Source organism: Paenibacillus sp. MB22_1, assembly GCF_047200555.1.
GTDB classification, from domain to species: domain Bacteria; phylum Bacillota; class Bacilli; order Paenibacillales; family Paenibacillaceae; genus Fontibacillus; species Fontibacillus phoenicis.
Map to the genome: position 1 here is coordinate 786,109 of NZ_JBLADV010000002.1, position 23,841 is coordinate 809,949.

Genomic DNA, 23,841 nt, shown 5'->3' on the forward strand with positions numbered 1-23,841 from the left:
CCTATGCCTCCTTCTGGAACACGTCCTCCGGCTTAACTTGGTCGGTGATTGCCGGTCGTTTGTCTGATTCAGGCACCAACGTCGGAGCCCCCGACCGGTTGATAACGTGACCTGGTTCTTCGAGCAGCTTCTTGTAGACCGGCTTGGATAGGGCTTTTTCAAGCTGCGGAGGAGTCAACGGCTTCCGCTCATACAGAACAGCTTCGTCAATACCGTTTTCCTTCAGGTGAGCGAAAGCAGCATCCAAGTCGGCATAATCTCGACCCCCTCGGCCTTCGACAGCTTTCCAGCCAGCGACCCGGCCGCCTTTAAGTACTTCGGCAAGGGCCTGCTTCTTAAGATCGGTATACCAACTGACGATCCCTTCAGCCTGCCGGAGTACGTCGCCCACTTCATCCCACCCGATTAGCGGTGGCTTGAGCGGGGCTCTGCTACCGGCTTCCAGCATGTGCTCAACACGAGCCCGGCAGGTCGCCTTCGCCCGGCAGAAGCCGCAATGCTCGCCGATCGTGTACTCGCCCTCTCCTTTAAAGGCGGCCTGAGCGATCGGCTTAATCGACTCGCCCCAGGCAAGCAGATCGGACGCCGACAATGTCCACTCGGAAGGTTGATCCCATACCTTTGGTTGCACGATTGCAAGGTGGACCGTTTCGATCGGGAACAGCAAGGAAAATTCTTTCACCGCCCCTAACGCGTAAAGTTTCATCTGAGGGTTGTTCTCCGCGCTCACCGGTACGCCTTGTCCGTTTTTGTAATCAATCACATGCAGATGGCCGCCCCCGATCACGATGCAGTCACTGGTACCGGAGCATTCCGGCACATAGTCGGAGATATCGACGCGGCGTTCGATCGCAACGAAAGGCGGCGAAGGGAACGCGTGAACCACCTTCTGGACGTATTCGAGATAGGCGTCAGTGTGATCGTCCATGATCGGCTCATACAGCTCATGAGCCTTGAACTTTTTCAGCGCTGTGTTGTAGCTCCGTGTCGGCATCTTATCCGTGAGCGCCTTCCGAAGCTTCAACTCGGCGATTTCGTGGGCCAACGTTCCGCGCTTTGCCGCTTCGCTCTCGGTATCCGGCAGCGTCTCTTCCAGGCGGGCGCTCGGCGTACAGTGGAGCCAGCGGTGGGCCCCGCTGGGAGACAGCAGGGCGTGAGCTCGCTCGGCGTGTGCGATTTCGATCATATCGACGCCCCCAAGCTCCGGAGGAACGTCGCAAACTCCCCGTATTTCTCTTTTGGAAGCTGAGTCAATGCAGAGACGCCATGTTGTTGCAGCCAGCCTACCAACTCTGACCCTCTGCCGGCATCAACCAACGGCTGAGCAGCTACGCCAAGTTGCTCCATCGTATAGCTCGGGGCAGATGTAGGCACAGCTCCTGCCGAGGGCGCAGGCGGCGCGGCCGGGTTTGGCTGAGCAGTAGGCACGGTTGGAGCTGTATATCCTTGCTGCGGGGTTTGTGGCAGCGTGAACTGCTGTGGCTGTTGTGACACGGTTGCTGGCGCGGCAGGAGTGAGCGTAGAAACCTCAGTCGATGCCGGAATACGGGTGTCAGCCATGCCGGACATAGTGCTGGCTAGATCCTGCACAAGTTGTTTTGCATCAGCTGCCGTAGCAGCCTGCAGGGTGATTTGAATCGGTACGAGATTAGACATGTATGAGTCCTCCTATAAAATGAATTAGGCTTTAATACTGGCTTCAATCTTTTCGCTGTAGCGGGCGACCTGCTTGACGCATTTGGTGCAAATCGCTTTACCAAAGAAGTCATGCATATGGCCCTCTACATCTCCGCAAAGGTAGCAACCAGGTGCATACTTACGAAGAACAATCCTATCCCCGTCCACGAAGATTTCGAGCGGATCGCCCTCAGCAATCCCAAGGGTCCGTCGAAGCTCCATCGGGATAACCACACGGCCCAAATCGTCGATACGACGTACAATTCCAGTAGATTTAAGCATTTTGATAGCTCCTTTCATAAGCTTCATAGGAATAGGGCATATGTTTTGCTCGGGCTTGTTTAACCGCCTGAGCCGCTTCAATTAGGTCATCGAAAAATCCGACATGGTAATCAATTCCGTTGAGCATATATCGGGCTCTCCATTTTTTCTGTTGCCTGCTCCAAGTAACCCCACGAATTCCGGAAGAACGATTATCTGAACGAGCTCCACTTCTGTTCTGATTGTTCTGGGCTGACGTAACAACTCTTAAATTGTTCTTGCGATTATCCAGTGTGTTATGATTAATGTGGTCAACCTGCTTACCGCGCGGAGCTTTCATGATAAGTCGATGCATTAATAGATTTTGATTGTACGCATAGAACGATTTTCCGAGTTTCGACCAATAGGCGTACCAGTTGCAACTCGAAACGGCCTCAAGGTCTTCTGTATCTATGAGGGTGACAAGCACCCTACCGTCGCGGCGTATCAAGAAAATTCGGGTGACGTCACCATCAACTTCATACCGATTTTTCATTGCATTTTCCTTTCTGCCAGCATATACTGGCGGTAAGATGGTTTGATTTGTGCAGCCGGTCGGCTCCTACCCCGATCAGGCTGCATTTTCGTTTTCCAGGGCTTCAATTTCCCGATCGAGCCACCACAGCGCTCCGTCCCGTGTTGCCTCGTCGCAGCACTTAATGCGACCGTTACGGATGCCCCAGCGGATCCGCATCAGCTCGAATTTGCGGTATAACCGTTCCTGATCTCCCAGTTTCATCACCACCTTTCATGTGCGCTCCAGTGTCGGAATGTGCATTAATTGAAATTGTTACAACTGTCGTTATCAGCAACAATCGTTTGATGAATCGAGCAATGTAAGTTGTCCTCATCATCACTCGACGAATGCCCGCAGTCAATACAGTTACGGCTTATAAATTTGAGTTTATGCCCCAATTTGTCGGCAATCGCCTTAGCTTGATCTAAGGTGATTGGATAGTCGTCTACGATATTGTCATCTTCGTCAAGCAGGTCGATAAGGCAATCTGGTTCTCCATCGTTCCGAACAAACTCATCTTTTATCTGTTCGAACAATTTTCTGGTTTTCTCTTCATTTCCAATGATCAATCCCAAAAAAGTTTCGAAGGTATTAGCTTCGGTATTAATTCTTGTAAAGCCAAGTCCCCAAGTGTTTTGGCTCATCCTGATCATCCTCCCTTCCTGCGCTCTCTGTATAATTGATAAACATAATCTCACGGTCACCGTATTGATCAACAAGATGCTGCAGCATTTCGACTAACTCAGATGCTTTCATGGTCTTCCTCCTTTTAGTGTTCTTACAGCCCGCTGTTCTAGTTCAGCCAGCCACCGCATATCACCGGCCGCCCAAGCCGCCGTGAACAAACCATTCAACTCATCGATCTTTCTGATCTGGATCAGGTTGGCGTCCAGGCATTCAAACAGCTCGTAAAGCTCCATAGGGCTTAGCTGCGGGTAGCCACCGATACGATGCGCCTTTTCGGTCAGTTCGGCCAGACGCCGGAGTGGTGGGGGTACGTGGATCTGGATCATGGCGTTACCGCCTCAGATTCTAGTTGCTTCACCCATTCGATAAATGCTTCCCGACGAATTCGACGGCTATTACCACTCTTAAAGCTTGGTAGTTCACCGCTAGTGCAACGGAGATACACCGTATTCGGATGCCAACCCATTAACTCAGCCACTTGCTTCACAGTGAGGATAGGTGGCAGTGTTTCGGTGGTCATGGCGTGTTTACTCCTTTCTCCCCCTTATAGGCTGATTTAATGAAGAAATCCTGAGAACGGAATTTTCCGTTTTCTAAATGAATCAAATAGTGCGGTAAGCACCAGATGTGTTTTTCAGACGCCGCATCCTAACGTCCGGGGCGTTTAATTGAGCGTCATATGAAACGAGCCGAACGTCTTTTTCAAAACTTGTTGTCAATCCGGCTTCCTTAAGAGACTCGAATAGGGTCAACACCCCAATTGCAGCGTGGGAAATGTCGCCCGCTTTCGGGTATAAGTGGTATTTCCCGCCTGCGAACAAAACCACTGCATATTCTGAGAAAGGATCGTCCTCCTTGATTGGGAAGCCGAATATTGTTCCTCCAACCCGCTCTCTTATATCTTTCGCCTTTGCTTGAATAGCCTTTTTATTCATAGGTTCGCCTCCTTTCACTGCGCGTATTTTTGATAAATCGCTTCGCTGACTCTGACCGGCAGACTGAATCTATCGACCACGCGCATCAATTCAACTGTGTCGTCCAGAATTGGCTCCCGATCAACGAGCATCTCAGGTGTCATCTCGCCTTTATTGAGCATTTTCGGATATCCGTATCTCGTCGACACCGCTTTGTTCGCGATCGTGTTGGCCTTGATAAAGTCCACCCGCGCCGGTTGTCGCAAGCCGGCTTTCAGCTTCGCCATAGCCTCCTTCTGGTGCTCTTTGTCGAGCATCCGGAAGATTTGGAAGCCTTCAAGGCCGGAAAATTGGCGGAGGGTCTTAATCATGTCGAATACCCAGCGCTTGAACGCTTTTGCTTCCGACTTGCGGCTCTCGAAAACAGCGTCATATATCCCAAATTCGTTCACGATGAGCATTTCTTGCATTCTGCCTAGTGCATCCGGGATGTGGACGGTTGAAACGACCTCGTCGTCCAAACGCTCACGAATTCGCTTTGCTTTCAGATTCAGAGCTTTCGCGATGTCCGCCAATACCGCCCACCAGTCTCCCGGCGTCCGCTCAACGAAGCGGATTTCGTGACCGTTCCAGTTTTCGGTTTTGGTGTTCACGTTGTCACCTCCTAATTACGAAACTTCATGTTTCGTGAAGTTTGTAGGCAAAAAAATTTCATCCACTGGCTTTTGAAATATCTTTGCTATTGCGAACATCTCATTCGCTTTAAACTGAGATTGACCGCTTTCCTTATTTACATAGGTTCGGAGATCAACGCCGATGAGACTGGCCATCTCTTTTTGAGAAATATTATGATAGCGGCGAAGAGCAGCTAATTTTTCCTGCATCTTTATCACCTCCTCTCGCTGATGACTTCATGATATATGAATTTTGTTGTTGAGTCAACATATTATTTCATACATCATGAAGAAATATGTTTACATTCGCATGAATATGCGTATAATCATAGATATAAAGGAGTGAAATTTCATGAAGTTTGAAAATGACGTTACCAAATACGTTGGGTCTCAAATTAGAAAATATCGCAAACTAAAGGGCCTAACTCAAAAAGAACTTGGATTTAGAATTGGAGTGAAGCACAATACTATTTCCAGTTATGAAAATGGAACCAATGAGCCGGAACAAAATATTCTTTTTGCGATCGCCGATGTCCTTGGGGTATCGATCAACGATTTGTTCCCATCTCCAACAAATGTCGAACCTGTTACACCTGACTTCGTTCGTATCCCTGTGTTAGGGGCAATCGCTTGCGGCGAACCAATACTCGCCGAAGAAAATATATCGGAATACATATATATGCCGTCCGACCGCATCCCGGGCGGGAAACTGTTCTACCTTCGCGCAAAAGGCTCTAGTATGGAACCGACAATCCCTGATGGTGCGCTCGTTTTGTTTAAAGAGCAACCAGAGGTTGAACCAGGCGCAATTGCGGCCGTACTCGTTAACGGAGATACCGAAGCGACGTTGAAACGGATTAAAAAACAAGGGAATTTGCTTATTTTGATGCCGGATAATCCCGAATATGAGCCGATCGTCATTACACCAGATAATCCTGCTCGTATCATCGGGCGCGCGGTACAAGTTACGCAATTACTTTAAGGGAGGTATAAATTATGTTGGGATCGTTTCGTCGTCGCGGTTGCACGTGCAAAAAGAAACGTTGCACGTGCGGCTCAAAATGGACATACCGGTATCACATTATTGACCCTGTCACAGGAAAGCGTAAGCAAAAAGAAACGCGTGGATTCGAGACAAAAGCGGAGGCAGAGGCCGAAGCAAAGCGAATACTTGCAGAAATTGAAAAAGGTATCTATGTGGATGAGAAAAATATCACTTTCGCAGAATTTGTGCCGGAGTTTTTGAAATTGTATGAAACTTCCGGTAAAGTGAAGCCCGGCTCGGTGAGAGTCAGAAAGCGATGTTGCAATAATCTTCAGAATCATTTCCAAAACATCAAAATGAAAGATATCACAAAAAAGATGTATCAGGACATGTTGATAGAACTTGGGGAAAAATATTCAAAAGAGACCATAACGTCCATTCACGCGACTGGGAGAATGCTTTTTCAAAAAGCGCATGATCTCGGTATCATCAAGTTGAACCCAACTGTAGGCGCGGAGATTCCCCGCAAGCAACAGACCGTCGAGGAAATCGAGTCCGTGGAACAATTACCTGAATTCATGGAAAAAGACGAACTCGCCAAATTCCTGAATATAACCTCCGATCATGGTTTGGACTTTCAAGATTATCCGATTTTCGTGACACTCGCCTATACCGGTATTCGCGTCGGCGAGTTATGCGCCCTGAAGTGGTCGGACTTAGATAGAGAAGAAAAAACATTATCCATCACAAAAACAATAGACAATGAAAAAAATAACACACGAGAATACAAGCTTGTACCACCAAAAACCAAATCATCCATACGTGTAGTCGAGATTAGCGACACAGTGTTACAGGCGTTAAACGAACAACGGAAAAAGCAAAATCTTATGAAAATGGAGCACCGAGATACATACCACGACGCGGATTTTATATTTACCAAAAATAACGCTCGATATGGTTACTATGGATATCCATTTATGCAAAAGGACATCGGATCACGAATGAAGCGCTTGCTCAAGATCGCAGGTTTAAATACTACGCTATCTCCACACTCTTTGCGTCACACCCATACGTCCCTGCTGGCTGCCGCTAGAGTCTCACTCGAAACCATCCAAGATCGACTTGGGCATAAAAATGACGACATGACCAGATCGGTATATCTGCATGTGACAAAAGAACTCAAACGAGAGGCTTCCCAAAAATTTGAAGAGTTGATGGGCGGCCTAAAATAATGCTACATCCGTGGGCAAAATGTGGGCAAATTGATTATATTATAACCAAAAAACCAATGATATAGCGGCCTGAACAGGTAAGGGAAAGATCATCTCGGTTTTGCCGGCGCCGGTCACGGCCCAGAGTAGGAAGCGTGGCGGACGGGCTGCGTTTTCGTTCCGGCGCAAGGGGGAACGCCGCGAGGCCAGAAGAAGAGCCGGCCTTCCGTGAGCCGTTGCTGCCACTTGCCGCTGCGGAGCCGCTTCCTGCGCTTGCGCCAGGAAGCGCAGCGCCTGCCCCGCCGCGCTGCGCTGGGCGGGGCTCAGCCCCCACCGGTCCAGCAGGGACTCGGTGGGGGCCAGGCCCGCGGCCGTGCCGCCTCCGGCACGCGGCGGCACGATGCCCGCGCTGCTGCCGCGCAGCAGCAGCGCGCAGGAGCGGCTGCGCCCGAGCGCGAGGCACGCCTCGCAGTAGGCGCAGCCGCGGGAGCCGCACGACCCGCAGGGCGTGCGGCGATGCACCCCGCTGCCGCAGCGCCGGCAGCGGGGGGTTCGGGCCCGGCGCCAGCGCGGGCCCGGATCTTGGCGGGCGGAGGCCACGCCCGCCGTGAGCTGCACGCGCCCTTGCAGGTGCGCGTGCTGGAGGGCGGAACGCCAGACCGGGGCAAGGCCCGGCAGGCGTTCCGCCAGCAGCTGCTGGAGCTCCGCCTCCAGCAGCGAGCGGCCCTCCAGCGCAGCGGCAAGGCGCTGCGCCGCATCGGCGAGCTCAGCCATCTCGCTACCCGATCCCCCGCGCCGAGAGTCATGCTCGTCGTCCCACTCCCTCACGGTCGGCCCGCCTACTCCATCCATCTGCATGGAGTATTGCCCCTGATCGCACACCTCCGCTTTAGCACCCAAACCTCTATTAATGCTCGATAAGGCTCTTTTTCCCGTGGCCCCGACCTTTTTCTCCATCCACATTCCCGTCCTCATCTCCCTTTCCGTATCCTTTTCTAATTCCAATGTGTCCTCAATCCGTCCCGTCAACCTCATTCCCATCCTGGGATCCCCGCTATTCCCGCTATGTATAAACATCCGTCCCCATGCCGTGACTTGGCCATCCTTCACCAGCCACCCCCGGTGCCGACCTACCAGGGCACCCTCATCTAACGGCTCAGCCGGATGAATCAGCCTAGCCTCCGCTTTGATTTCCTCCTGCAAGGTCCGCATCAAAAAATGATCCCATTCCCGCTTTGCCCACCGATCCATCTCACTGAACGCCTTGAAGGAATCTCTAGCCTCAACCGCCCAACCGAACGGTAACCCTTCCGATAATAAATAGATTGCGTGCGCCTCCCTATCTATCCACCACAACAAGTCAACGTGCAAATCCAAACTCGCACGAAGCTGCCATCCTGACTTAGTGCGTACGGCATACAGACTCCCTCTCACAATTTCCACCGTCCTCCTAATTTCTAACATCTTTATCCATATTTCAACAGTTTTCGGATAATTCCTCTTTTTCTGATCTTAGTTTTTTTCAATTTCAAAATATCTCCGTTGCTTCGACTTCTTTCACCAAAATCCTCACACCTCATGTCGCATCTTGAACTCAATAAAGCGCCCATATTGAGGTACCCTAATGACCCCGAGATACCTATCGCCCCACAATAGAATTGGCTTCACGTAACGGAACTGAGTGACCTTATTTGCCTATTTCCCGGCTATTTCCCGGGATAACGGAACCTACAGACCTTATCCGGCCAAAAAGAAGGTAAAACTCCCACACATGGTGCAAATAAGGTCTCCTCGTTCCGTTAAAATCCCCATTCTTGCAATCCCAGGCAAATAACGCCTCTGAGTTCCGTTAGAACGGCCACCACTTCGAGCCCAGGTGCACATTGCACTTCGCATATACCAGTTAGCTCATGTCTTCTAGGCACTGCTCGTAGCCCTCATTCTCAGTCGTGCTCATTACCCCCAACCAAGCCGCCTCACACCGCTGACCACCACCGTCCACCTCCAATGCCACTTTCTGATTTTCCTATTACAACCTCTTGTTACTGCTCTGCCTCCCACTTCCCGTCACCTTATTTACTCACCTTCACACCCAACCTCCTCAATCCCCCCCAACCGCATCCTTCTCTCCATCCACATCAATCTGGACCTCAGAGCTCCCCGCCGCCCCATCTCGCCTAAAAATGCAAAAAAGCACACTCCTCGGCTACTCGCCATAAAGAGTGTGCTTCACACTTTAACCTGCGCATTGCTGTGCGCCTGCCTGGTCATATGTTGTTGTCCTTCCTGCAGCCACTGTCGTTCTTGAGTTCCGGAACCATCGATTCCAGACAAGGGATTACACATGGACATATGGAATTTTGTCCGCCTCCCGCGGTACGCGAAGGTCGATGCAGACCGGCGCGTCCTCGGCCACCATGGCCGCATGCGCTTCCACATCCTCTTGCTGCACCACCGCCAAACCGATGACGGTGAGCTCTATCCCGCCTTGCTTTTCGAGCTTCCGCAAGATTGCCAGCGTATCGTCCTGCGAGCTTTCGTCCAACACCGTGACCTGCAGGGATAAACCACGCAGCCGCGCATACCACGAGAGCGCTCGCAAATACCATTCCATTTGGTTCTCATGATTGCTCGTCACCAAAATATAATGAACCCTGCGATTTCTCCGTTTTCCTTGCTGAACTATTCCGTGCAAAACATGGACCAACGCCGCAGCCAAGCCGTAACTGAGAAGGATCCAGCCAATATAAGAAACCACCGTACCACCTCCCTTATAGCGACAATATATGCCGCCGCCAAGAGGTCGGTTACTGGGCTCGCACGGAAGGAGCCGCAGAGCAAGGTATATCAACAAATCCGTTAGCCTTTCACCCACTATGTATATTGGCCGGTGCCGTTCGTTCGAGAGGCGTTAATGATGCAACCGGGACACCAAATGCTGCCCAGACTCCGGATGTAACGGCAACATCGCCTCACTTTTCAAGATCATGAATAAAATGGTAACCCCGGCCGCAAGAGCCTCCCGCCCGAATCCCGCCAAGCCCTTCAAAACCAGCCACGGGACGGTTAGGCAATTTCGAGTGACCCAGCCCAGCTATCTTATAGGGTTACCCAGCCGAACTTAATCGCATTAATAACCGCTTGGGTGCGATCGTCGACGTCCATTTTTTGCAAAATACTGCTGACATGATTCTTAACCGTCTTCTCACTAATAAACAAATGTTCGCCAATCATCTTGTTGCTGCGGCCTTCCGCCATCAAGCGAAGCACTTCGGCCTCCCGGCGGGTCAGCGGGTTGTCGTCGCCGGCTACGAATTTCACGCCTGCTTCGCGGATCGCGGTATCCTCGGCAATCGCTCCCGTTTCGCTCAGGTATTCCATCCGGCGCAGCTGCTGAATCAATTTGCCCGTCACCTTCGGGTGAATGAACGCATTGCCCTCTGCCACCGTGCGAATCGCATTGATCAGGGACTCCGCCTCCATATCCTTGAGCAGGTAACCTGTCGCACCTTTGCGCAACGTTTCAAAAACATAGCTCTCATCGTCATGAATCGACAGAATGATGACCTTTACGTCCGGCAGCGCCTCGCGCAACTCGGCCGTAGCGTCCACGCCGTTCAGCAATGGCATGTTAATGTCCATCAGTACGATTTCCGGCTGAAGCTGCAAGCAGCTTTCCAGCACCTGGGCGCCGTCGCCGCATTCGCCAACGACTTCGATGTCTTCCTCCATATTCAAAATCCGCTTCAGACCCTCACGAAATAACTGGTGATCGTCCGCCAGGAGAACTTTAATCACTTGTCTGGTTCCACTAGTAAGACTATCCATCCTGGTACTCCTTTCTCTTATCTGAGTTGGTTGGGATATGAATGATGATTTTCGTGCCCAAGTTGGCCGCCGATTCAATTTCCATCCGGCCTTCGAGCAGCTCCACTCTCTCCCGCATGCCTATTAATCCAAAGTGTGTATGCTCTTTCGTCTTCTGTTCCAATTGATCCACTTTGAAGCCTAACCCGTTGTCGGTTACCACAATACGGATCATTTGTGCCTGGTACGTAATTTCAACGCCCACATAAGTTGGAAAAGCATGCTTCGCCGCATTGGTCAACGCTTCCTGCACCAGTCGGAAGATCGCCGTCTCCATCGGAGAGGACAACCGGTGCTCTTTGCCACGGGTTTCGAAGGTTGCTCTTATCTTCGTTTTTTCTTCATAGTCATGTACATACTTCCGCAGCGTCGGAATCAATCCCAGATCATCCAATGCCATCGGCCGCAGGTTGAAAATAACCTTCCGCATCTCTTCCAGACTCGAGCGGACCTGCGCTTTCAAATCTACTATTTCGTCCTGCACCAGTTTAAATTCCTGCTTAGCAAGCATTCTTTCTACAATTTCCGTCCTTAGCACTAGATTGGCCAGAAGCTGGGCAGGACCGTCGTGAATCTCGCGGGAGATCCGTTTCCGTTCCTCTTCCTGAGCCAAAATAATCTTCAATCCGATCAATTGACGGTTCTTCGCAGATTCCAAAATCCGGGTCACTTGTCCCAATTCACCGGAAAAATACTCCAGCACAACGCTCATCTGCGAGCTGATCGTTTCGGCGCGCTCCACCGACTTCTCCACGTTACGTGCACGCTTCTGCAGTTCATCGCGGCGAGCCTTCAGATACATCTCCTTCTCCCGGTAGATGAGCAGGTCGAGCTGGAGCTGAGTTGCTTTTTCATAGGCTTGCTTAATATCTTCCTCGGTATAACGCACGAAGTCCCGGCTGACTTCCGTCAGCCGGATGCGGGATTTCCGGTAGTTGATCTCGAGCTGGTCTACCTTCTCTACCGTTTCCGCCGTTTCCTTCATGACATTTTGCAGCTCGTTGTTGAGCATCTTCAGCTCATTGCGGGCCGAATCTAGTATTTCCAGGATCTGCAGCTTGCTGTCTTTCAATACGCTTACGGCGTTATTAATAACGCGATCTATGGCATCTGCTTGAAAATCCACACAATCCTTCTCCGTTTCTTAGTCCAAATAGTCCCAGACTAATCATATCATGATTCGAGGGTAATGGATTTGGTTTTCTTCTCCCAATTTACGCCAATTCCAAGCTGTTCAGAGACCAAACGTAATGGGACTAAAGTCCTTCCGTTAACAATAATTGGAGATACCTCCGCTTTAGAAGAAACCCCGTTAATCAAAAATGTCTTCTGTCCCACCGTCAGCTCCAATACCGTAGAACCGCGGGTTACCGTGATTTTTTTGGCCGTCCCGTTCCAAGCTGCATTCCCGCCAAAGACGTCCAACACGTACTTGATCGGAACGTAGGTTGTGTTGTCTTTGAGCAATGGCGCAACTTCCAGGTTTTGCTTCTTCCCGTTCACCGTCATCGACTTCTGACCGATCACCATGACCGCCTTCGCGCTTGGGAAGTCTTGGTCGCTGCCGCCGGCTGCAGGAGCCGTAAAGCGAACATTGTCAAAAGAAACGCTGCCCGTCAGCGCCCGTTCGTCCTGGCCTTCTTCGACGTTTACAACATAAAGGCGTTTCAGCTTCGCCGGGAACTTGATGTTACCCGCAGTCAGATCCGCCGTCAGCGTCTTCCAACCGGTGTAATCCATCGGACGAGCAAGGTCGATATAAACTGGCTTGCCATCCGCGTCAGACAATTCGGCGCGTACCCAGTTCAGACTCGCATCACCTAACACATCCACCGTCAAAGTCGTTGCATTATCCGGAATCGCTCTGCCGCTTGTGCCGTTAAATTGGGCATAAGCAAACTTGCTTCCGGTACCGCCGGTCAAATCGTAATCGAGCTTCAACACTTTGGAGTTTGCGCGCTCTCCGGTTCCTTGCACAATGCTCACGGTTCCTTTGGCTTCAGCCGGAAGGCCGGTGAAGGAGATCGGGTAAGTCATGTTTTCGAAGCTTTCCCAGATCGTTTCAGTGGAAGCTGACAGCACGATCGGTGTTCCATTAAAGCCGTCATAGACGGGCGTCGCATACGCAAACTTCGCCCCATTGTTCACGGACTGCACTGTAAGCACACCGCCTTGTACGCTGGCTTTCATACCGCTGAACGTCCATTTCACCGATTCCGCTGGAACGTCAACCGTACGTCCATCCTTCAGCTTGGCGGTTACGGCGACCGTTACGCTGGTTCCTGCTTGCAGCGGAGCAAACGTTGTGCCCGGCATCAGGCTTTCCAGATCCGTGCCGCCCAGCACCTTCACGTCCATGCTGGTTTTGGCTTGCCCGCTGGTGGCGGTAATTTTGGCGGTGCCCGCCTTCACGCCTTTAAAGCCGCTGTCGGTCCATACCACGTTGCCGTTGCTGGCTTGCCACGAAGCTTGGATGCCGCTCGTATCGATCGGATTGTAATACGTATCATATCCTTTCAAAGCGTACGGCACAGTTTGCCCGATGAACAACGTGGAGGAGCCGCTGACTTTGAGACCAAGCAGCGAACCTTGCGGTGCCCTCGTAAATACGCCAAGCCCGTTGGCAACCGCGCGCTGCCCCGCCGCCCCGTTGGACGTCGTAAACGTGAGCTGCGGTGTCGTTTCCGCCAGCGGTCGCGTGACCATTGTCGTGGAGCCGCCGCCGTCCAGGTTCAAGCCTTTCCAGACACCGATTCCCGTCATGAAGCCTTGCAGCTCTTTCAGGGTGAGGCCGGTGCTGTTGCTGTTTTTCTCGGCGGTAATGATATAGGCCGTTTTCCCGTCTTTGGAGTAACCTACTGCGGTCCGTGCCACGGCGCTGCCTCCGCTGATCGATGTCGTTGAACGGGTAAACGCCGATGCTTTGCCTTGATCGACCAATAGCGTGTGGCCGCCAATCATCATTTTCAGATCCGCCGGATCTACGAGTTGCCCGTCAGTCAAAGATTGCAGCTGATAGACTGCATCTACGCGCTGACCTACTTGCAGGTGAGCGGCTACATAATCCGCCGCCGTACCATGCGCCCGCAAAATATACCCATCTGCCGGCACCGGTCCCGGAATCGCCGCTTTGATGGAGATTTGTGTAATCACGCCGCCTTGCACCAGCACTTCGGTTGGCGTTGTCGAGCTGGCTGCCGGACGTTCCTCCGATTTCCAGGCACTCGTATAAATAAACATTTTATTCACGTGGCTGTAGGCCTTATCTGGCTCGGTCATATAGGATTCCTGGTTGATGCCCGCGAGCGGGAACGTCGAACCATCCTCCGCGAACACCGTACCGCTGAAGCCAAAACGGTCGATCAGCGGAGTCCCGTCATTCCGCACGGCAAAAGCATACATCCCTTGCAGCTGAGCTGGGCTGGTCACAACCGTCCCTTTCGACACCGCCGGCCCCATCGGAACGCCTTGCCCGCCGGTCGCAAAGAAATCGCCGTTTACCCCGGCGACTGCCCCGGTTTCCTTGGCCATTCCTTCCACGCTTTGTCTCGTCGTTACTTGTCCTCCTTTGCCGGTCATCACGTCCAGTTGGACGTAAGGATTCGTCAAATCCACCTCAATAACATCGGTCAGCACCTTCACCGGTTTGCCCGAACGGGTTACCGTGTACTCGTATTTCACGAGCTTGGCTCCCGACGTGATCATTTCTTCACTAAGCTTCACCGTTTGACTTGCGGCTGCTTCCGCAGTCAAAGCCGGTCCCGCGATCGGTCCAATGCCAATCACAGGCTGAATCCATATCAATCCCGCCAGCGTGACTAAGGCGATGCGCTTACCGCCCTTTGCCACCAGGTGGGCCAATTTCGAGTTTTGACGTACGACAACTTCCAGATCCGTATTCACTTGGGTTTGTTTCGTTCCGGTTTCGTCTCTTCTGACTACCATTTTGTTAGACAACTCTCCCATCTGTTCATGCTTCTAACGTGCTTCTATAAAGCTAGTCCCTTATTAATAGACTACTTTTATGCCGAAAAGTTACGAAATTTAGCAAGATTGTTAAAGGAACCTATCAATTTCTTTAACTTTTATGGAATATCTATGTGGGTAATGTGGATATTGGGGATAAATTCTGTGGAAAACTAGGATAACTTTTGTTTGTTACTCCTATCGGATGTGCTTAACTTCTGTGGATAATGTGGATTTGGTAGATAACTTGTGAGCAAAACTTTCCCCGAAGGAAGGCCTCGCTCCGCCTTGCTCAACTCCGAACACCAAACTTATGCACTTATACAATTGCTCACTTACTCATTTGTCACTAATTCAATTAATCACTTAATCACTTACCCGCTCAGCCGCTTACGCCTATACGCCCCTTTTCACGGCTCTTTTGCACGATGACCCCTTTCGTTCAGAGCGGTGGGACCTTAATTTAGTTACCGTGCGGATCGCCCCTCAATGTAACGGTTGATAAGTCCTCTCTTACCGAACACCTTTTTAGCCCTTTTCCACAACCTGATGCAACGGGATAATCCTCCAAAGAGATCTGGCTGCCCACATTCCCCTCCTCAGTCAAAAAAAATCCCGACACCTGGGTTCCTCCCCTAGTGCCGGGAAACATTGTGGATTAAATGTAGTTCAGTTTATCCAATACACGTTTCAGCATAACCGCCGCTTGCGCGCGGGTCGCATTGCCTTGCGGCTGGAACGTATTTGTCGTTATGCCCTGAATGATGCCTTCCTTCACGGCTTTAGCCACCGTGTCCTTGGACTGGATCTTCGCCGCATCCTTGAATTTCGTCAACGTTGCCGCACTGGCTCCGTTCATCGACGTATTGTAACCGGCGTATTCCATCGCCCGCACCATCATCAGCGCCATTTGCTCCCGCGTGATGTTGCTGTTCGGCTTAAACGTGCCGTCGGTATTGCCGTTAATAATCCCGGCCTTCGCCGCCGCCCCGATGTACGCCGCTGTCGTCCCAGAAGAAACGTCCGGGAAGCGACGGGCATAGGATTCATCTCCAGTCAGTCCGAGGCCTTTTGCAATGTAGACCGCAAATTCAGCACGGGTGATTTTTTTCTCCGGTTCAAACTTCGACCCCGAAGCAGCCGTTACGATCAAGCGACTGGCCAACTCATTAATGTCCGCACGAGCCCAATGCTTGGTCGTGTCAGAGAAGTAACTGTAGCCCACCGCCGGACCAACTACAGCATTGCCGTTAATCTTCCCGTTAAAGATGATTGCACTGCCGCTAGTTGTTGTTTTAGACGGAACAAAAGATACGGTTTGTGTATTTACGTCATATTTCATAAGCAAAAATTGACCATTAGGCGAAGTATTTGTCGCTCGGAAGTAAAGTTGTCCGTTGTGGGACACCTCTACCGCGTTTTGCGAATTCACTCCGTTAAATGCTGACACATAGATTTGCACCGGGTCCGTCATCGGGGTTGTTGTGACGCCATTACTGTAGTTCGTCCCCGGTAATTGTGCTTTCGTGACCGTCTCCAGTTGAATGGTAAGATAAGCTGAGTTTAATGCACTGACATTAAGCAACCTGGAAATTTCGGTAAACGGAATCTTTTCCACCGGCAATTCATACATCACATGATTATATTTGACCATAAACGAAGCCGTTTTTCCTCTACTATAAACATCCATCAGTGCACTAAGTGGAACAGCCACTTCTGCTGCTTTCTCGGTAGAAGGTACCTCAAATACCACTTTGCGGACTAAAGCGTTGCTGTCTACTAAATATCTAAAGGCCGTCTGCAGCTTGGTATTATCGATTGTATATTTTTTTGTTCCTGCGCCTAAACGCGACCGGCTGTCAGTAGCTTGGGCCGTATTCACGTTTAACAGATATCCACTAACTCCGAACTGAGCATTACTCATGACGGTCAGATAATCCGGTTGGACCCCGTTTGGCGTTGTAGACTGACCACCCATTAAGTTTTGTACCGATAAATTATTAAAGCTTTTTATCATGTTGCCCAGATTATCATATAAAGGTGCCGCACCTGTCAGATAGGACAATGTTACGACCTGCCCGGCTGTTACAGCAGAGCTCAGTTTCAGGATGACCGTATTGCCACTAATAGTCGCGGATTGAACCCCACGGTTCACGTTATCCACATTTACGTAGAATTGATTAACCGGAACATATGACGCCGACTTCAATGTAGAATTGAACGTTATGGTTAGCGTATCTCCCGTGACCGTGGCTGAACGAACCCCCTCAACTACGGTACTGTATGTTACCGGCTGCAGGTTGATGTAACCCGCCAGGTTTCCATTTAGATCCGCGATGCCACCTGTACCCGATATATAAGATAACGTTACGTTCTGATCTTTTGTAAATGACGAAGCCAAGGTTAGGATCACTTGGTTGGATACAATTTCAACACCTGTGACATATACCGGTGCATTATTAACCAGTATCGAAAATTGGCTTTTTAACGGTGTCGGGCTGGTACGCAATGCTTCATTATACGTTAAGATCACTTTGTTGCCAGAACCCTCAACCCCTTGAAATACAGGTGCCACTGAATCATATGTGTTGCGAACAAAGTAATCGGTGAAGCCCGCGATATCAAAACCGCGGTAATCCTGCAGTGGATAAGACCCTGGTGTATAGGATACTTTGACAACATCACCATTCGAAATCAAGCTGGACAAATACAGCGTAATGGTTGAGCCGCTATGGGATAGACTACTTATCCCCCTGGAACTTCCATTAGCCGTAACCGTGAATTGTTGATAAGCATAACTCGAAGGGCTCTTAAGTGAATCACTAAAATACAACGTGACCGTATTGCTTGTTGCATACCCGTCTTTTGGCTTCGGCATAACCGAGTCAATCCCGTTAGTAACTACTTTTCCGGTGAAGGCAGCCGCAGCATTTCCGGCCACATCCCGAATCCCCGAAGTGCTAGCCGTATAACTGATTTTCACATCCTGCCCGACAGCTACGCCAGTCTCTAGGTTTACATATACAGCATCCCCGGATACGGTAACATAACTAATCCGACGTGTTTCTCCATTCACTGTCACTGTGAAATAGGAAGTGGGCAAATTTGAAGTGGACAGCAATGGCTCATTGTACAATAACCGAATAGCTGTGTTGCTATACATCGTTGCGCTTTGGAGTACGGGTGCAGTTTTATCAGGAGCAGCAGTTTGGAAGCTCCAACGATTACTTCCACTTATTCCTGCATAATAAATTAATGCATTCTGAGCATCGTAAATCCCGTTCCCCGCAATTTCGATGTAATAACTTGTCCCTGCCTCCAGCGTTGAACTACTTGGATAAATTGTCACAAGATTGGAGTTCGCTGAGACGGTAATAGGTACGATTGCATTATTGCTAGTTTTTTTAAGGGTTATTCCGCCATTTGCAACGCCAGGATTCAATCTAATATTTCGGTTAAACGTAATCGTTGGTTTGGTGTTAATGCTGACATTCGTACTCCCATTACCCGGACTAAAGGATGCAGATAGTGCCGTCGTTGATGAGTTTACGGTTTTAAATGACCAACTATATGCCGCAGTCGTTTTACCGCTTCCTTCGAGGATAAATGCACCTGCAGGTAATGTAACGGTGTATGATGTGTTATATTGCAATAAAGTTGGCGGCGTCAGTACAATAGAATCTCTATAAGTAGATTCCGTAACGGTAATTTCTTTTTTATCTGTCACCCCGCCCAAACTTGTAGATATCGTATACATCTGCGTTCCGTTCGTCTTGATTCTCGCCCCAGGAACGCTGATCTGCAGTTTGGTATCGACTGGAACATCCGTAAAACCGTTCGCGGGAACCACTGTAGGTGATGGTGCAGTGGCACTTGCCGCGCTCGCAACGTCCTCTCCCCATACTCCTATGAACATGTTAAATATCATCGCAATAACAATCCATAACGAGAGTTTCTTTTTCATTTCCTTTCCCCTTCCCCGGTTGCAATCCTATATGTAAAGTAAAAAATGATACGAGTTCAAGACATACCTATAATTAATAACGGCAAAAGGTAGCAGCGAGTTTAGAATTCAGAGAATAAAAAAAGGATACTCACCCAAATAGATGAATATCCTTGTCTTAAACAATATACAATTACAGCCCTGCTTGTGCCTTCAACAACTCGGCCTTGTCCACTCTTTCCCAGGGCAGATCGATGTCCGTACGGCCAAAATGACCATAAGCAGCAGTTTGACGATAAATCGGGCGACGCAGATCCAGCATACGAATGATTCCCGCTGGGCGCAGGTCGAAGTTCTCCCGCACGAGCTCCACCAGCTTCTCTTCCGGTACTTTACCAGTTCCATACGTATCGACGTTGATGGAGACCGGGTTGGCAACGCCAATCGCATATGCCAATTGGATTTCCACTTTATCAGCCAGCCCTGCAGCAACCAGGTTTTTCGCTACGTAACGAGCGGCATACGCTGCGGATCGGTCTACCTTTGTCGGGTCTTTCCCCGAGAAAGCCCCGCCGCCATGACGAGCATAACCGCCATACGTATCTACAATGATTTTGCGTCCCGTTAGGCCGGCATCCCCTTGAGGTCCGCCAATAACAAAACGCCCTGTCGGGTTAATAAAATATTTCGTATCCCCGTCCAGCAGCTCCGCGGGAACGACAGGGAGGATAACATGCTGCTTAATATCTCTTTGAATTTGATCCAAAGTAATTTCCTCAGCATGCTGCGTAGATACGACAATCGTGTCTACACGTTTCGGCTTGCCGTCAATATATTCAATCGTCACCTGGGTTTTACCGTCGGGACGAAGATAATCTAGCGTTCCGTCTTTACGCACTTCGGAAAGGCGGCGTGCAATCCGATGCGAAAGGGCTATCGGTAACGGCATTAACTCCGGTGTTTCGTTTGTAGCAAACCCGAACATTAAGCCCTGGTCGCCAGCCCCGATATTTTCTGTCTCTTTATCGACTTGAGCTTGGTCGCGACTTTCCAGAGCGGCGTTTACGCCTTGCGCGATATCAGCTGACTGTTCATTCAGCGATGTCAGAACGGCGCAGGTACTGTAGTCAAAACCATATTTAGCACGCGTATAGCCGATTTCCTTAACCGTCTTACGAACGATCGCTGGAATATCGACATACTCGGATTTCGTACTGATCTCCCCGATTACCAGCACCAACCCAGTGGCTACAGACACTTCGCAGGCTACCCGAGCATAAGGGTCATTTGCCAAAAAAGCATCAAGTACCGCATCGGAAATTTGGTCGCAAATTTTATCCGGGTGCCCTTCAGTGACAGACTCGGAAGTAAATAGGTGTCGCCCTTGTACGGACATAGTTTCAACCTCCCTTGGATAGTATGGCTACAGCCTGTCTATCCAATACAATATAAAGCCCAATCAAAAAATGAACCTTTCCCAAATCGGAAAAGGTTGGATTAACATCCTCAAAGCAAATAGTATCGCATTTGCCAAGTCATGTCAAAATAATTCATGACTTTTGTGGAATAATTTATAGGATAAAGTTCCGTTCAGCATGGGCGATGAGGCGTTTCGTAATTTCTCCGCCGACAGAGCCGTTTTCGCGGGAAGTTAAATGTCCCCAGCCTCCACTATAGGTTTGCCCGCTGCCAATGGCCCCCAGTTCACCGGCGAATTCTGTATCCGCTCCCGCTCCTGTCGCACCATATCCTACGGGCAAACCAAACTCAGCGGCGATTTCATATTTCCACTGTTGTAAGACTTGACGACTTTCCGGTACGATTTTCCGATTACCTCTTGCCATAATCCAGACACCTCCTGAGAAATTGGTTTCAGGAGTAGCATCGCCTCACTTTACCTTCGTTACGCTCAGGAAGTATTGTCTGTGCTGCCCAATCCTTCCAAGCAACCGCGTGTCCGGGCATTCTCGGGCTATTTAATTTGGTATCCGCCCCGTACCATGACCGTTAGGTTGTGGGTATCGCCTTCTTGAACTTGAATCCCTCTGCCTTCTCTTGGGAAAGACAACAGATGGTTGTTCGTAACTGTTCCACCGTTCGGAATATCCTTCCCGTCAGTGAGGTCTGCGACACCATTAGCATCCGCACTATATACTACAGCTTTACCGGCGCGAACAATAAACTCCGCCCCTGCAGAGGCAATAAGGATCTTGCCTGGTTTGACTTCCACGATTTTAATTCCTTCGTTGCTGGAACTGCTGTCAGAATCTCCAGTTGATGGTGCGTTAGGTGTACTGGAGCTTCCACCACCAAGGGCTTGTTGAATCGCTTGATCCACATAGCTCTTCGTAACCACGGGGTCATCTGCGGTTCCTGGCGTCGTCCCTGCCCCTTCCGCCTGCATATTCAGCAGCGATCCTGCCCAAACACTGCCGCCAATCAATACCACGGCCGTTGCGATTTTCCAACCCGTCTTCATCATGTTCCTCCTCTATGACTCTGTTATGTCTATGATAGAGGTTTTGGTAGAAAGGAACAAGCCCAAATCCCTCCGGATTTGGGCTTGTTTCGAATTGCTATTAGCGGTATAAAGAAGAGATATAATAAAAGGCTTGGCTGCCTAATTTAAGTTTTTGTCCCTGGAATACATCGTACACATTAAATTGGAAGCTTCCAGAAGTTCTATCTTGGAAGGCAGCATCATCAAAAGAGAAGCTTGCACTTCCACCATTGGTCACTTTAAGGTCAGTTTCTGGCACAAATTCTTTCTCGAAGGCCCGACCTGAAGAATCGACGAGTTCGATTAAGTATTTATGGCCAAATTCACCAATCGCATAGTCCATGTTTCTCGTCATGTTGTAATCAAATACAACGTTCACAGAAGTTGAACCAGTCAAGGTGGCTCTTACATTTTTAACAGTTAACGAGTATGGGAACAAGTCCAAGTTAGTTAAATTTGTTTTGATACTCGGAGTAGTTAACTGAAGCTCCAACGCAGCTGCGTTGACATAGCCTGTTGGTTCACCTTTAATTGGCGTCATTTTATTATCTGTGATACCTTCACCAACGACCAACTTCATATCTGAAGTCGAAATGTTTCTTGGTACTTTAGCCCAGAATGCCACGATGCTCTTCTCTCCAGGACCCGCAGAGGTTTCAATCTGGCTCACCGTTGCCTTATATGTCTGTCCCTCAGATCCTATGAAAGCACCCGCAAATTGAGACAGATCGATTTGACGATCCTCCTTATTTTGGGCTTCCAGCTCAGTGTAAACTAGATTGGATGAGGTACCGCTATAAACAAGTGAACGAAGCACCCTTAATTCTTCATTACGCCCAGGAGTATCCAAACTATAGCTTGATCCGGTTGCGATGGTTGGAAGTTCTGGCAACGAACCCCCATTGACAAATTGCACCCACTCAGAAGTGCTATTTTCACCCAGCTTCTCCAATAGAGCAATTTGCAACTGGCTGAAACTCAAATAACTTGGTACCTTAGTCACCACGTAAACATCCGTTGAAGTATTTGGCCCCAATAAACCTACGCTCTGTGAGGTAATGAAGTTTGTGCCTGTAGTAAGGGTAGCACTATCAAGCTTCACTTGTCCTGACAATTCCGGAAGCAAGATGGTTTTAAATCCGGTGTTGTTAATTGTGATTTTAGCAGAAACCAAGTCGCCATCACTCCACGGCAATCTTTGAATCGAACTAAGCGTGACGCCTAAAATGCCGTTTTGAGTCTGAATAAATTGTTTTTGGCCAATCATATTCTGAAGAGGTTGAACTTCGGGCAAAGCAAAAATCCCGGCTGGATAACTAAAGTTATCCTTAGAATCCGATGCAACAGGCAGATTCATAAAGAGCTGCGCATTCTGTGCATTCACATTTGCAGGTATGCTTACGCTTAAGTTCATGGTCTTCTCTTCAAGAGGCTCAAGTACATAATTGTCCGGCACCTGAGTGGTGATCGGAAGACGGTAGCCATCCTTGGTTTGAAGCTGGAACTGATACTTAGGGATGGTTACGGTCGTTCCTGTGGTATTTCTAAAGTTAAAACGAATCGATAAACTATGTTCATCAAAGCTCTGCAACAACGTTACGCTGCTAACCTTAACGGCAATTTTGCCACTCCCCAAGGCGATAAACTTCTCGATGTTAGGTTGAACGGCTAAGGCTTGACTTGATGCATTCGGTAATTGCATGGTCGCAATCGGCAAGTTGAGCTTCGACGTTTCATCCTCTTGAATCAGTTGCAATTCCAAGTTCGTGAGTTTAATGCTCTTAGGAATTTCAGCCATCAAATTCAAGGTCTTATTGTCCTGAGGTTGAATCTTATAATCCGAGCTGGTTGGATCGGCGGACATCGGATAGCTTGCCCCATTTGCTGTTTTGATCACAAACTTAATTTTAGGATCTTGGAACAGGTTATAGCCAATGTTTTGTAGATTTAACCCTACGCTGACATAGTTATAATCACCAGAGGTAAAGGAAGCAAATTGGCTTACCTTTGCCTTAACTGGTGTATCGAACATTTTTAATGTCTTCGATTGATTGGACGGTGTTGATGTTAAATATGTAGCAGGGATCTTAAACTGCCCTTTTAAACTTTCATAATTTGCCTGGTTAAAATCCCACTTAATCACCTGGAACACCAAGTTGCTAATGGTGACATTCTTACCGACCTTAGCAACATAGGTCAAAGTTGTAGAAGATCCTGCAGAAAGTGTTTTCTTAGACTTGTCCTTAGTCATAAGAGATGTGCTGTACGTCGTTCCACTGGTGGTTTTAACTTTGGACCAGTAATCCAACAGATCCAATGTTTTACCCTCACCATTTGTAATTGTTAATGTGTAGGTTAGAATATTTTCTTCATCTTGAGTAAGGATATTAACATCTGTTAACCGAACTGTGCTCTTATTCCCAATTTTAATAGGATTCAAATTAGCTAAGGTATGGACAACCGTTTTCTCCTGTACAGGAGTTTTTGATATTTTGGTCGCAGTAGCTGCAAAAGCTCCTTGTGCACTTGTTAGTAATAAAGTGACACCTAGTGCTGCTGCCAGAGCTGGTATCTTTTTCAATTGATTTCCTCCCATGCAG

24 protein-coding genes are annotated in these 23,841 nt (G+C 49.3%); 2 read left to right on the top strand and 22 right to left on the bottom strand.

The window, feature by feature from the left end; translation table 11 throughout:
* Window position 1 precedes the first annotated feature (1 nt).
* The 12 genes from ACL02P_RS15470 to ACL02P_RS15525 all read right to left on the bottom strand — a co-directional run bounded on the left by ACL02P_RS15470 (window position 2) and on the right by ACL02P_RS15525 (window position 4,979).
* Window positions 2-1,186: a DUF2800 domain-containing protein gene (locus ACL02P_RS15470; RefSeq protein WP_412837655.1), complete on the bottom strand. Its 1,185-nt coding sequence runs from the start codon at window positions 1,184-1,186 to the stop codon at window positions 2-4.
* The gene (locus ACL02P_RS15475; RefSeq protein WP_412837656.1) at window positions 1,183-1,656 is read right to left on the bottom strand and encodes a hypothetical protein; all 474 of its coding nucleotides are present in this window, start codon (window positions 1,654-1,656) and stop codon (window positions 1,183-1,185) included. The genes ACL02P_RS15470 and ACL02P_RS15475 overlap by 4 nt, the downstream gene beginning before the upstream one ends.
* A 24-nt stretch (window positions 1,657-1,680) precedes the next feature.
* Window positions 1,681-1,959: an AbrB/MazE/SpoVT family DNA-binding domain-containing protein gene (locus ACL02P_RS15480; RefSeq protein ID WP_412837657.1), complete on the bottom strand. Its 279-nt coding sequence runs from the start codon at window positions 1,957-1,959 to the stop codon at window positions 1,681-1,683.
* A complete protein-coding gene (locus ACL02P_RS15485; protein ID WP_412837658.1) occupies window positions 1,952-2,473 on the bottom strand; it encodes an HNH endonuclease in 522 nt (173 codons plus the stop codon). The genes ACL02P_RS15480 and ACL02P_RS15485 overlap by 8 nt, the downstream gene beginning before the upstream one ends.
* Window positions 2,474-2,548: 75 nt before the next feature.
* Window positions 2,549-2,722, bottom strand: coding sequence for a hypothetical protein (locus ACL02P_RS15490; protein ID WP_412837659.1), 174 nt, complete (start codon window positions 2,720-2,722; stop codon window positions 2,549-2,551).
* A 32-nt stretch (window positions 2,723-2,754) separates the two neighbouring features.
* Entirely contained in the window at window positions 2,755-3,138 is a 384-nt protein-coding gene (locus ACL02P_RS15495) for a hypothetical protein (RefSeq protein ID WP_412837660.1), read from the bottom strand.
* The gene (locus tag ACL02P_RS15500; RefSeq protein WP_412837661.1) at window positions 3,098-3,250 is read right to left on the bottom strand and encodes a hypothetical protein; all 153 of its coding nucleotides are present in this window, start codon (window positions 3,248-3,250) and stop codon (window positions 3,098-3,100) included. The genes ACL02P_RS15495 and ACL02P_RS15500 overlap by 41 nt, the downstream gene beginning before the upstream one ends.
* A complete protein-coding gene (locus tag ACL02P_RS15505) occupies window positions 3,247-3,507 on the bottom strand; it encodes a hypothetical protein (RefSeq protein ID WP_412837662.1) in 261 nt (86 codons plus the stop codon). Before ACL02P_RS15505 ends, ACL02P_RS15500 begins: the two co-directional genes overlap by 4 nt.
* On the bottom strand, window positions 3,504-3,701 hold the full coding sequence (locus ACL02P_RS15510; protein WP_412837663.1) for a helix-turn-helix domain-containing protein: 198 nt from the start codon (window positions 3,699-3,701) through the stop codon (window positions 3,504-3,506). The genes ACL02P_RS15505 and ACL02P_RS15510 overlap by 4 nt, the downstream gene beginning before the upstream one ends.
* A gap of 82 nt (window positions 3,702-3,783) precedes the next feature.
* Window positions 3,784-4,116, bottom strand: coding sequence for a hypothetical protein (locus ACL02P_RS15515; protein WP_412837664.1), 333 nt, complete (start codon window positions 4,114-4,116; stop codon window positions 3,784-3,786).
* A gap of 14 nt (window positions 4,117-4,130) precedes the next feature.
* Complete coding sequence (locus ACL02P_RS15520; RefSeq protein ID WP_412837665.1) at window positions 4,131-4,748, bottom strand: Bro-N domain-containing protein; 618 nt, start codon at window positions 4,746-4,748, stop codon at window positions 4,131-4,133.
* A 15-nt stretch (window positions 4,749-4,763) separates the two neighbouring features.
* Window positions 4,764-4,979 carry a helix-turn-helix transcriptional regulator gene (locus tag ACL02P_RS15525; RefSeq protein WP_412837666.1) on the bottom strand — a complete coding sequence of 72 codons (216 nt, stop codon included), beginning with the start codon at window positions 4,977-4,979 and terminating at the stop codon, window positions 4,764-4,766.
* Between the two features lie 142 nt (window positions 4,980-5,121).
* Here ACL02P_RS15525 and ACL02P_RS15530 point away from each other — a divergent pair, with 142 nt between their 5' ends.
* Together ACL02P_RS15530 and ACL02P_RS15535 are read left to right on the top strand one after the other, a co-directional pair.
* Window positions 5,122-5,751 carry a LexA family protein gene (locus tag ACL02P_RS15530; protein ID WP_412837667.1) on the top strand — a complete coding sequence of 210 codons (630 nt, stop codon included), beginning with the start codon at window positions 5,122-5,124 and terminating at the stop codon, window positions 5,749-5,751.
* Between the two features lie 14 nt (window positions 5,752-5,765).
* On the top strand, window positions 5,766-6,986 hold the full coding sequence (locus tag ACL02P_RS15535; RefSeq protein WP_412837668.1) for a tyrosine-type recombinase/integrase: 1,221 nt from the start codon (window positions 5,766-5,768) through the stop codon (window positions 6,984-6,986).
* A gap of 39 nt (window positions 6,987-7,025) precedes the next feature.
* Here ACL02P_RS15535 and ACL02P_RS15540 read toward each other — a convergent pair whose 3' ends face one another.
* From ACL02P_RS15540 to ACL02P_RS15585, 10 genes are all read right to left on the bottom strand, one after another.
* Window positions 7,026-8,399 (bottom strand): hypothetical protein, encoded by a 1,374-nt coding sequence (locus tag ACL02P_RS15540; protein ID WP_412837669.1) that lies wholly within the window; start codon window positions 8,397-8,399, stop codon window positions 7,026-7,028.
* A gap of 904 nt (window positions 8,400-9,303) precedes the next feature.
* Entirely contained in the window at window positions 9,304-9,723 is a 420-nt protein-coding gene (locus ACL02P_RS15545; RefSeq protein ID WP_412837670.1) for a hypothetical protein, read from the bottom strand.
* 341 nt (window positions 9,724-10,064) lie between these two features.
* Window positions 10,065-10,793 (bottom strand): response regulator, encoded by a 729-nt coding sequence (locus ACL02P_RS15550; RefSeq protein WP_009225330.1) that lies wholly within the window; start codon window positions 10,791-10,793, stop codon window positions 10,065-10,067.
* Window positions 10,786-11,958: a sensor histidine kinase gene (locus tag ACL02P_RS15555; RefSeq protein ID WP_412837671.1), complete on the bottom strand. Its 1,173-nt coding sequence runs from the start codon at window positions 11,956-11,958 to the stop codon at window positions 10,786-10,788. Before ACL02P_RS15555 ends, ACL02P_RS15550 begins: the two co-directional genes overlap by 8 nt.
* Before the next feature lie 47 nt (window positions 11,959-12,005).
* Window positions 12,006-14,777: a stalk domain-containing protein gene (locus ACL02P_RS15560; protein WP_412837672.1), complete on the bottom strand. Its 2,772-nt coding sequence runs from the start codon at window positions 14,775-14,777 to the stop codon at window positions 12,006-12,008.
* Between the two features lie 679 nt (window positions 14,778-15,456).
* Complete coding sequence (locus ACL02P_RS15565) at window positions 15,457-18,762, bottom strand: SwmB domain-containing protein (protein ID WP_412837673.1); 3,306 nt, start codon at window positions 18,760-18,762, stop codon at window positions 15,457-15,459.
* Window positions 18,763-18,934: 172 nt separating this feature from the next.
* A complete protein-coding gene (metK, locus tag ACL02P_RS15570) occupies window positions 18,935-20,137 on the bottom strand; it encodes a methionine adenosyltransferase (protein ID WP_028538154.1) in 1,203 nt (400 codons plus the stop codon).
* A gap of 175 nt (window positions 20,138-20,312) precedes the next feature.
* A complete protein-coding gene (locus ACL02P_RS15575; protein ID WP_127576576.1) occupies window positions 20,313-20,585 on the bottom strand; it encodes an alpha/beta-type small acid-soluble spore protein in 273 nt (90 codons plus the stop codon).
* Window positions 20,586-20,713: 128 nt separating this feature from the next.
* Window positions 20,714-21,220, bottom strand: a complete 507-nt coding sequence (locus ACL02P_RS15580) for a hypothetical protein (RefSeq protein ID WP_316009570.1) — start codon at window positions 21,218-21,220, stop codon at window positions 20,714-20,716.
* A gap of 100 nt (window positions 21,221-21,320) precedes the next feature.
* The gene (locus tag ACL02P_RS15585) at window positions 21,321-23,822 is read right to left on the bottom strand and encodes a hypothetical protein (RefSeq protein ID WP_412837674.1); all 2,502 of its coding nucleotides are present in this window, start codon (window positions 23,820-23,822) and stop codon (window positions 21,321-21,323) included.
* Between the last annotated feature and the right edge of the window lie 19 nt (window positions 23,823-23,841).

Excerpts from the sequence above, each read along its gene's own strand:
- ACL02P_RS15525 (WP_412837666.1), bottom strand. The coding sequence starts at position 4,979 with ATGCAGGAAAAATTAGCTGCTCTTCGCCGCTATCATAATATTTCTCAA.
- ACL02P_RS15510 (WP_412837663.1), bottom strand. The coding sequence starts at position 3,701 with ATGACCACCGAAACACTGCCACCTATCCTCACTGTGAAGCAAGTGGCT.
- ACL02P_RS15505 (WP_412837662.1), bottom strand. The coding sequence starts at position 3,507 with ATGATCCAGATCCACGTACCCCCACCACTCCGGCGTCTGGCCGAACTG.
- ACL02P_RS15580 (WP_316009570.1), bottom strand. The coding sequence starts at position 21,220 with ATGAAGACGGGTTGGAAAATCGCAACGGCCGTGGTATTGATTGGCGGC.
- ACL02P_RS15565 (WP_412837673.1), bottom strand. The coding sequence starts at position 18,762 with ATGAAAAAGAAACTCTCGTTATGGATTGTTATTGCGATGATATTTAAC.
- ACL02P_RS15515 (WP_412837664.1), bottom strand. The coding sequence starts at position 4,116 with ATGAATAAAAAGGCTATTCAAGCAAAGGCGAAAGATATAAGAGAGCGG.
- ACL02P_RS15480 (WP_412837657.1), bottom strand. The coding sequence starts at position 1,959 with ATGCTTAAATCTACTGGAATTGTACGTCGTATCGACGATTTGGGCCGT.
- ACL02P_RS15470 (WP_412837655.1), bottom strand. The coding sequence starts at position 1,186 with ATGATCGAAATCGCACACGCCGAGCGAGCTCACGCCCTGCTGTCTCCC.
- ACL02P_RS15475 (WP_412837656.1), bottom strand. The coding sequence starts at position 1,656 with ATGTCTAATCTCGTACCGATTCAAATCACCCTGCAGGCTGCTACGGCA.
- ACL02P_RS15500 (WP_412837661.1), bottom strand. The coding sequence starts at position 3,250 with ATGAAAGCATCTGAGTTAGTCGAAATGCTGCAGCATCTTGTTGATCAA.
- ACL02P_RS15550 (WP_009225330.1), bottom strand. The coding sequence starts at position 10,793 with ATGGATAGTCTTACTAGTGGAACCAGACAAGTGATTAAAGTTCTCCTG.
- ACL02P_RS15485 (WP_412837658.1), bottom strand. The coding sequence starts at position 2,473 with ATGAAAAATCGGTATGAAGTTGATGGTGACGTCACCCGAATTTTCTTG.
- ACL02P_RS15495 (WP_412837660.1), bottom strand. The coding sequence starts at position 3,138 with ATGAGCCAAAACACTTGGGGACTTGGCTTTACAAGAATTAATACCGAA.
- ACL02P_RS15530 (WP_412837667.1), top strand. The coding sequence starts at position 5,122 with ATGAAGTTTGAAAATGACGTTACCAAATACGTTGGGTCTCAAATTAGA.
- ACL02P_RS15535 (WP_412837668.1), top strand. The coding sequence starts at position 5,766 with ATGTTGGGATCGTTTCGTCGTCGCGGTTGCACGTGCAAAAAGAAACGT.
- metK (WP_028538154.1), bottom strand. The coding sequence starts at position 20,137 with ATGTCCGTACAAGGGCGACACCTATTTACTTCCGAGTCTGTCACTGAA.
- ACL02P_RS15575 (WP_127576576.1), bottom strand. The coding sequence starts at position 20,585 with ATGGCAAGAGGTAATCGGAAAATCGTACCGGAAAGTCGTCAAGTCTTA.
- ACL02P_RS15560 (WP_412837672.1), bottom strand. The coding sequence starts at position 14,777 with ATGGTAGTCAGAAGAGACGAAACCGGAACGAAACAAACCCAAGTGAAT.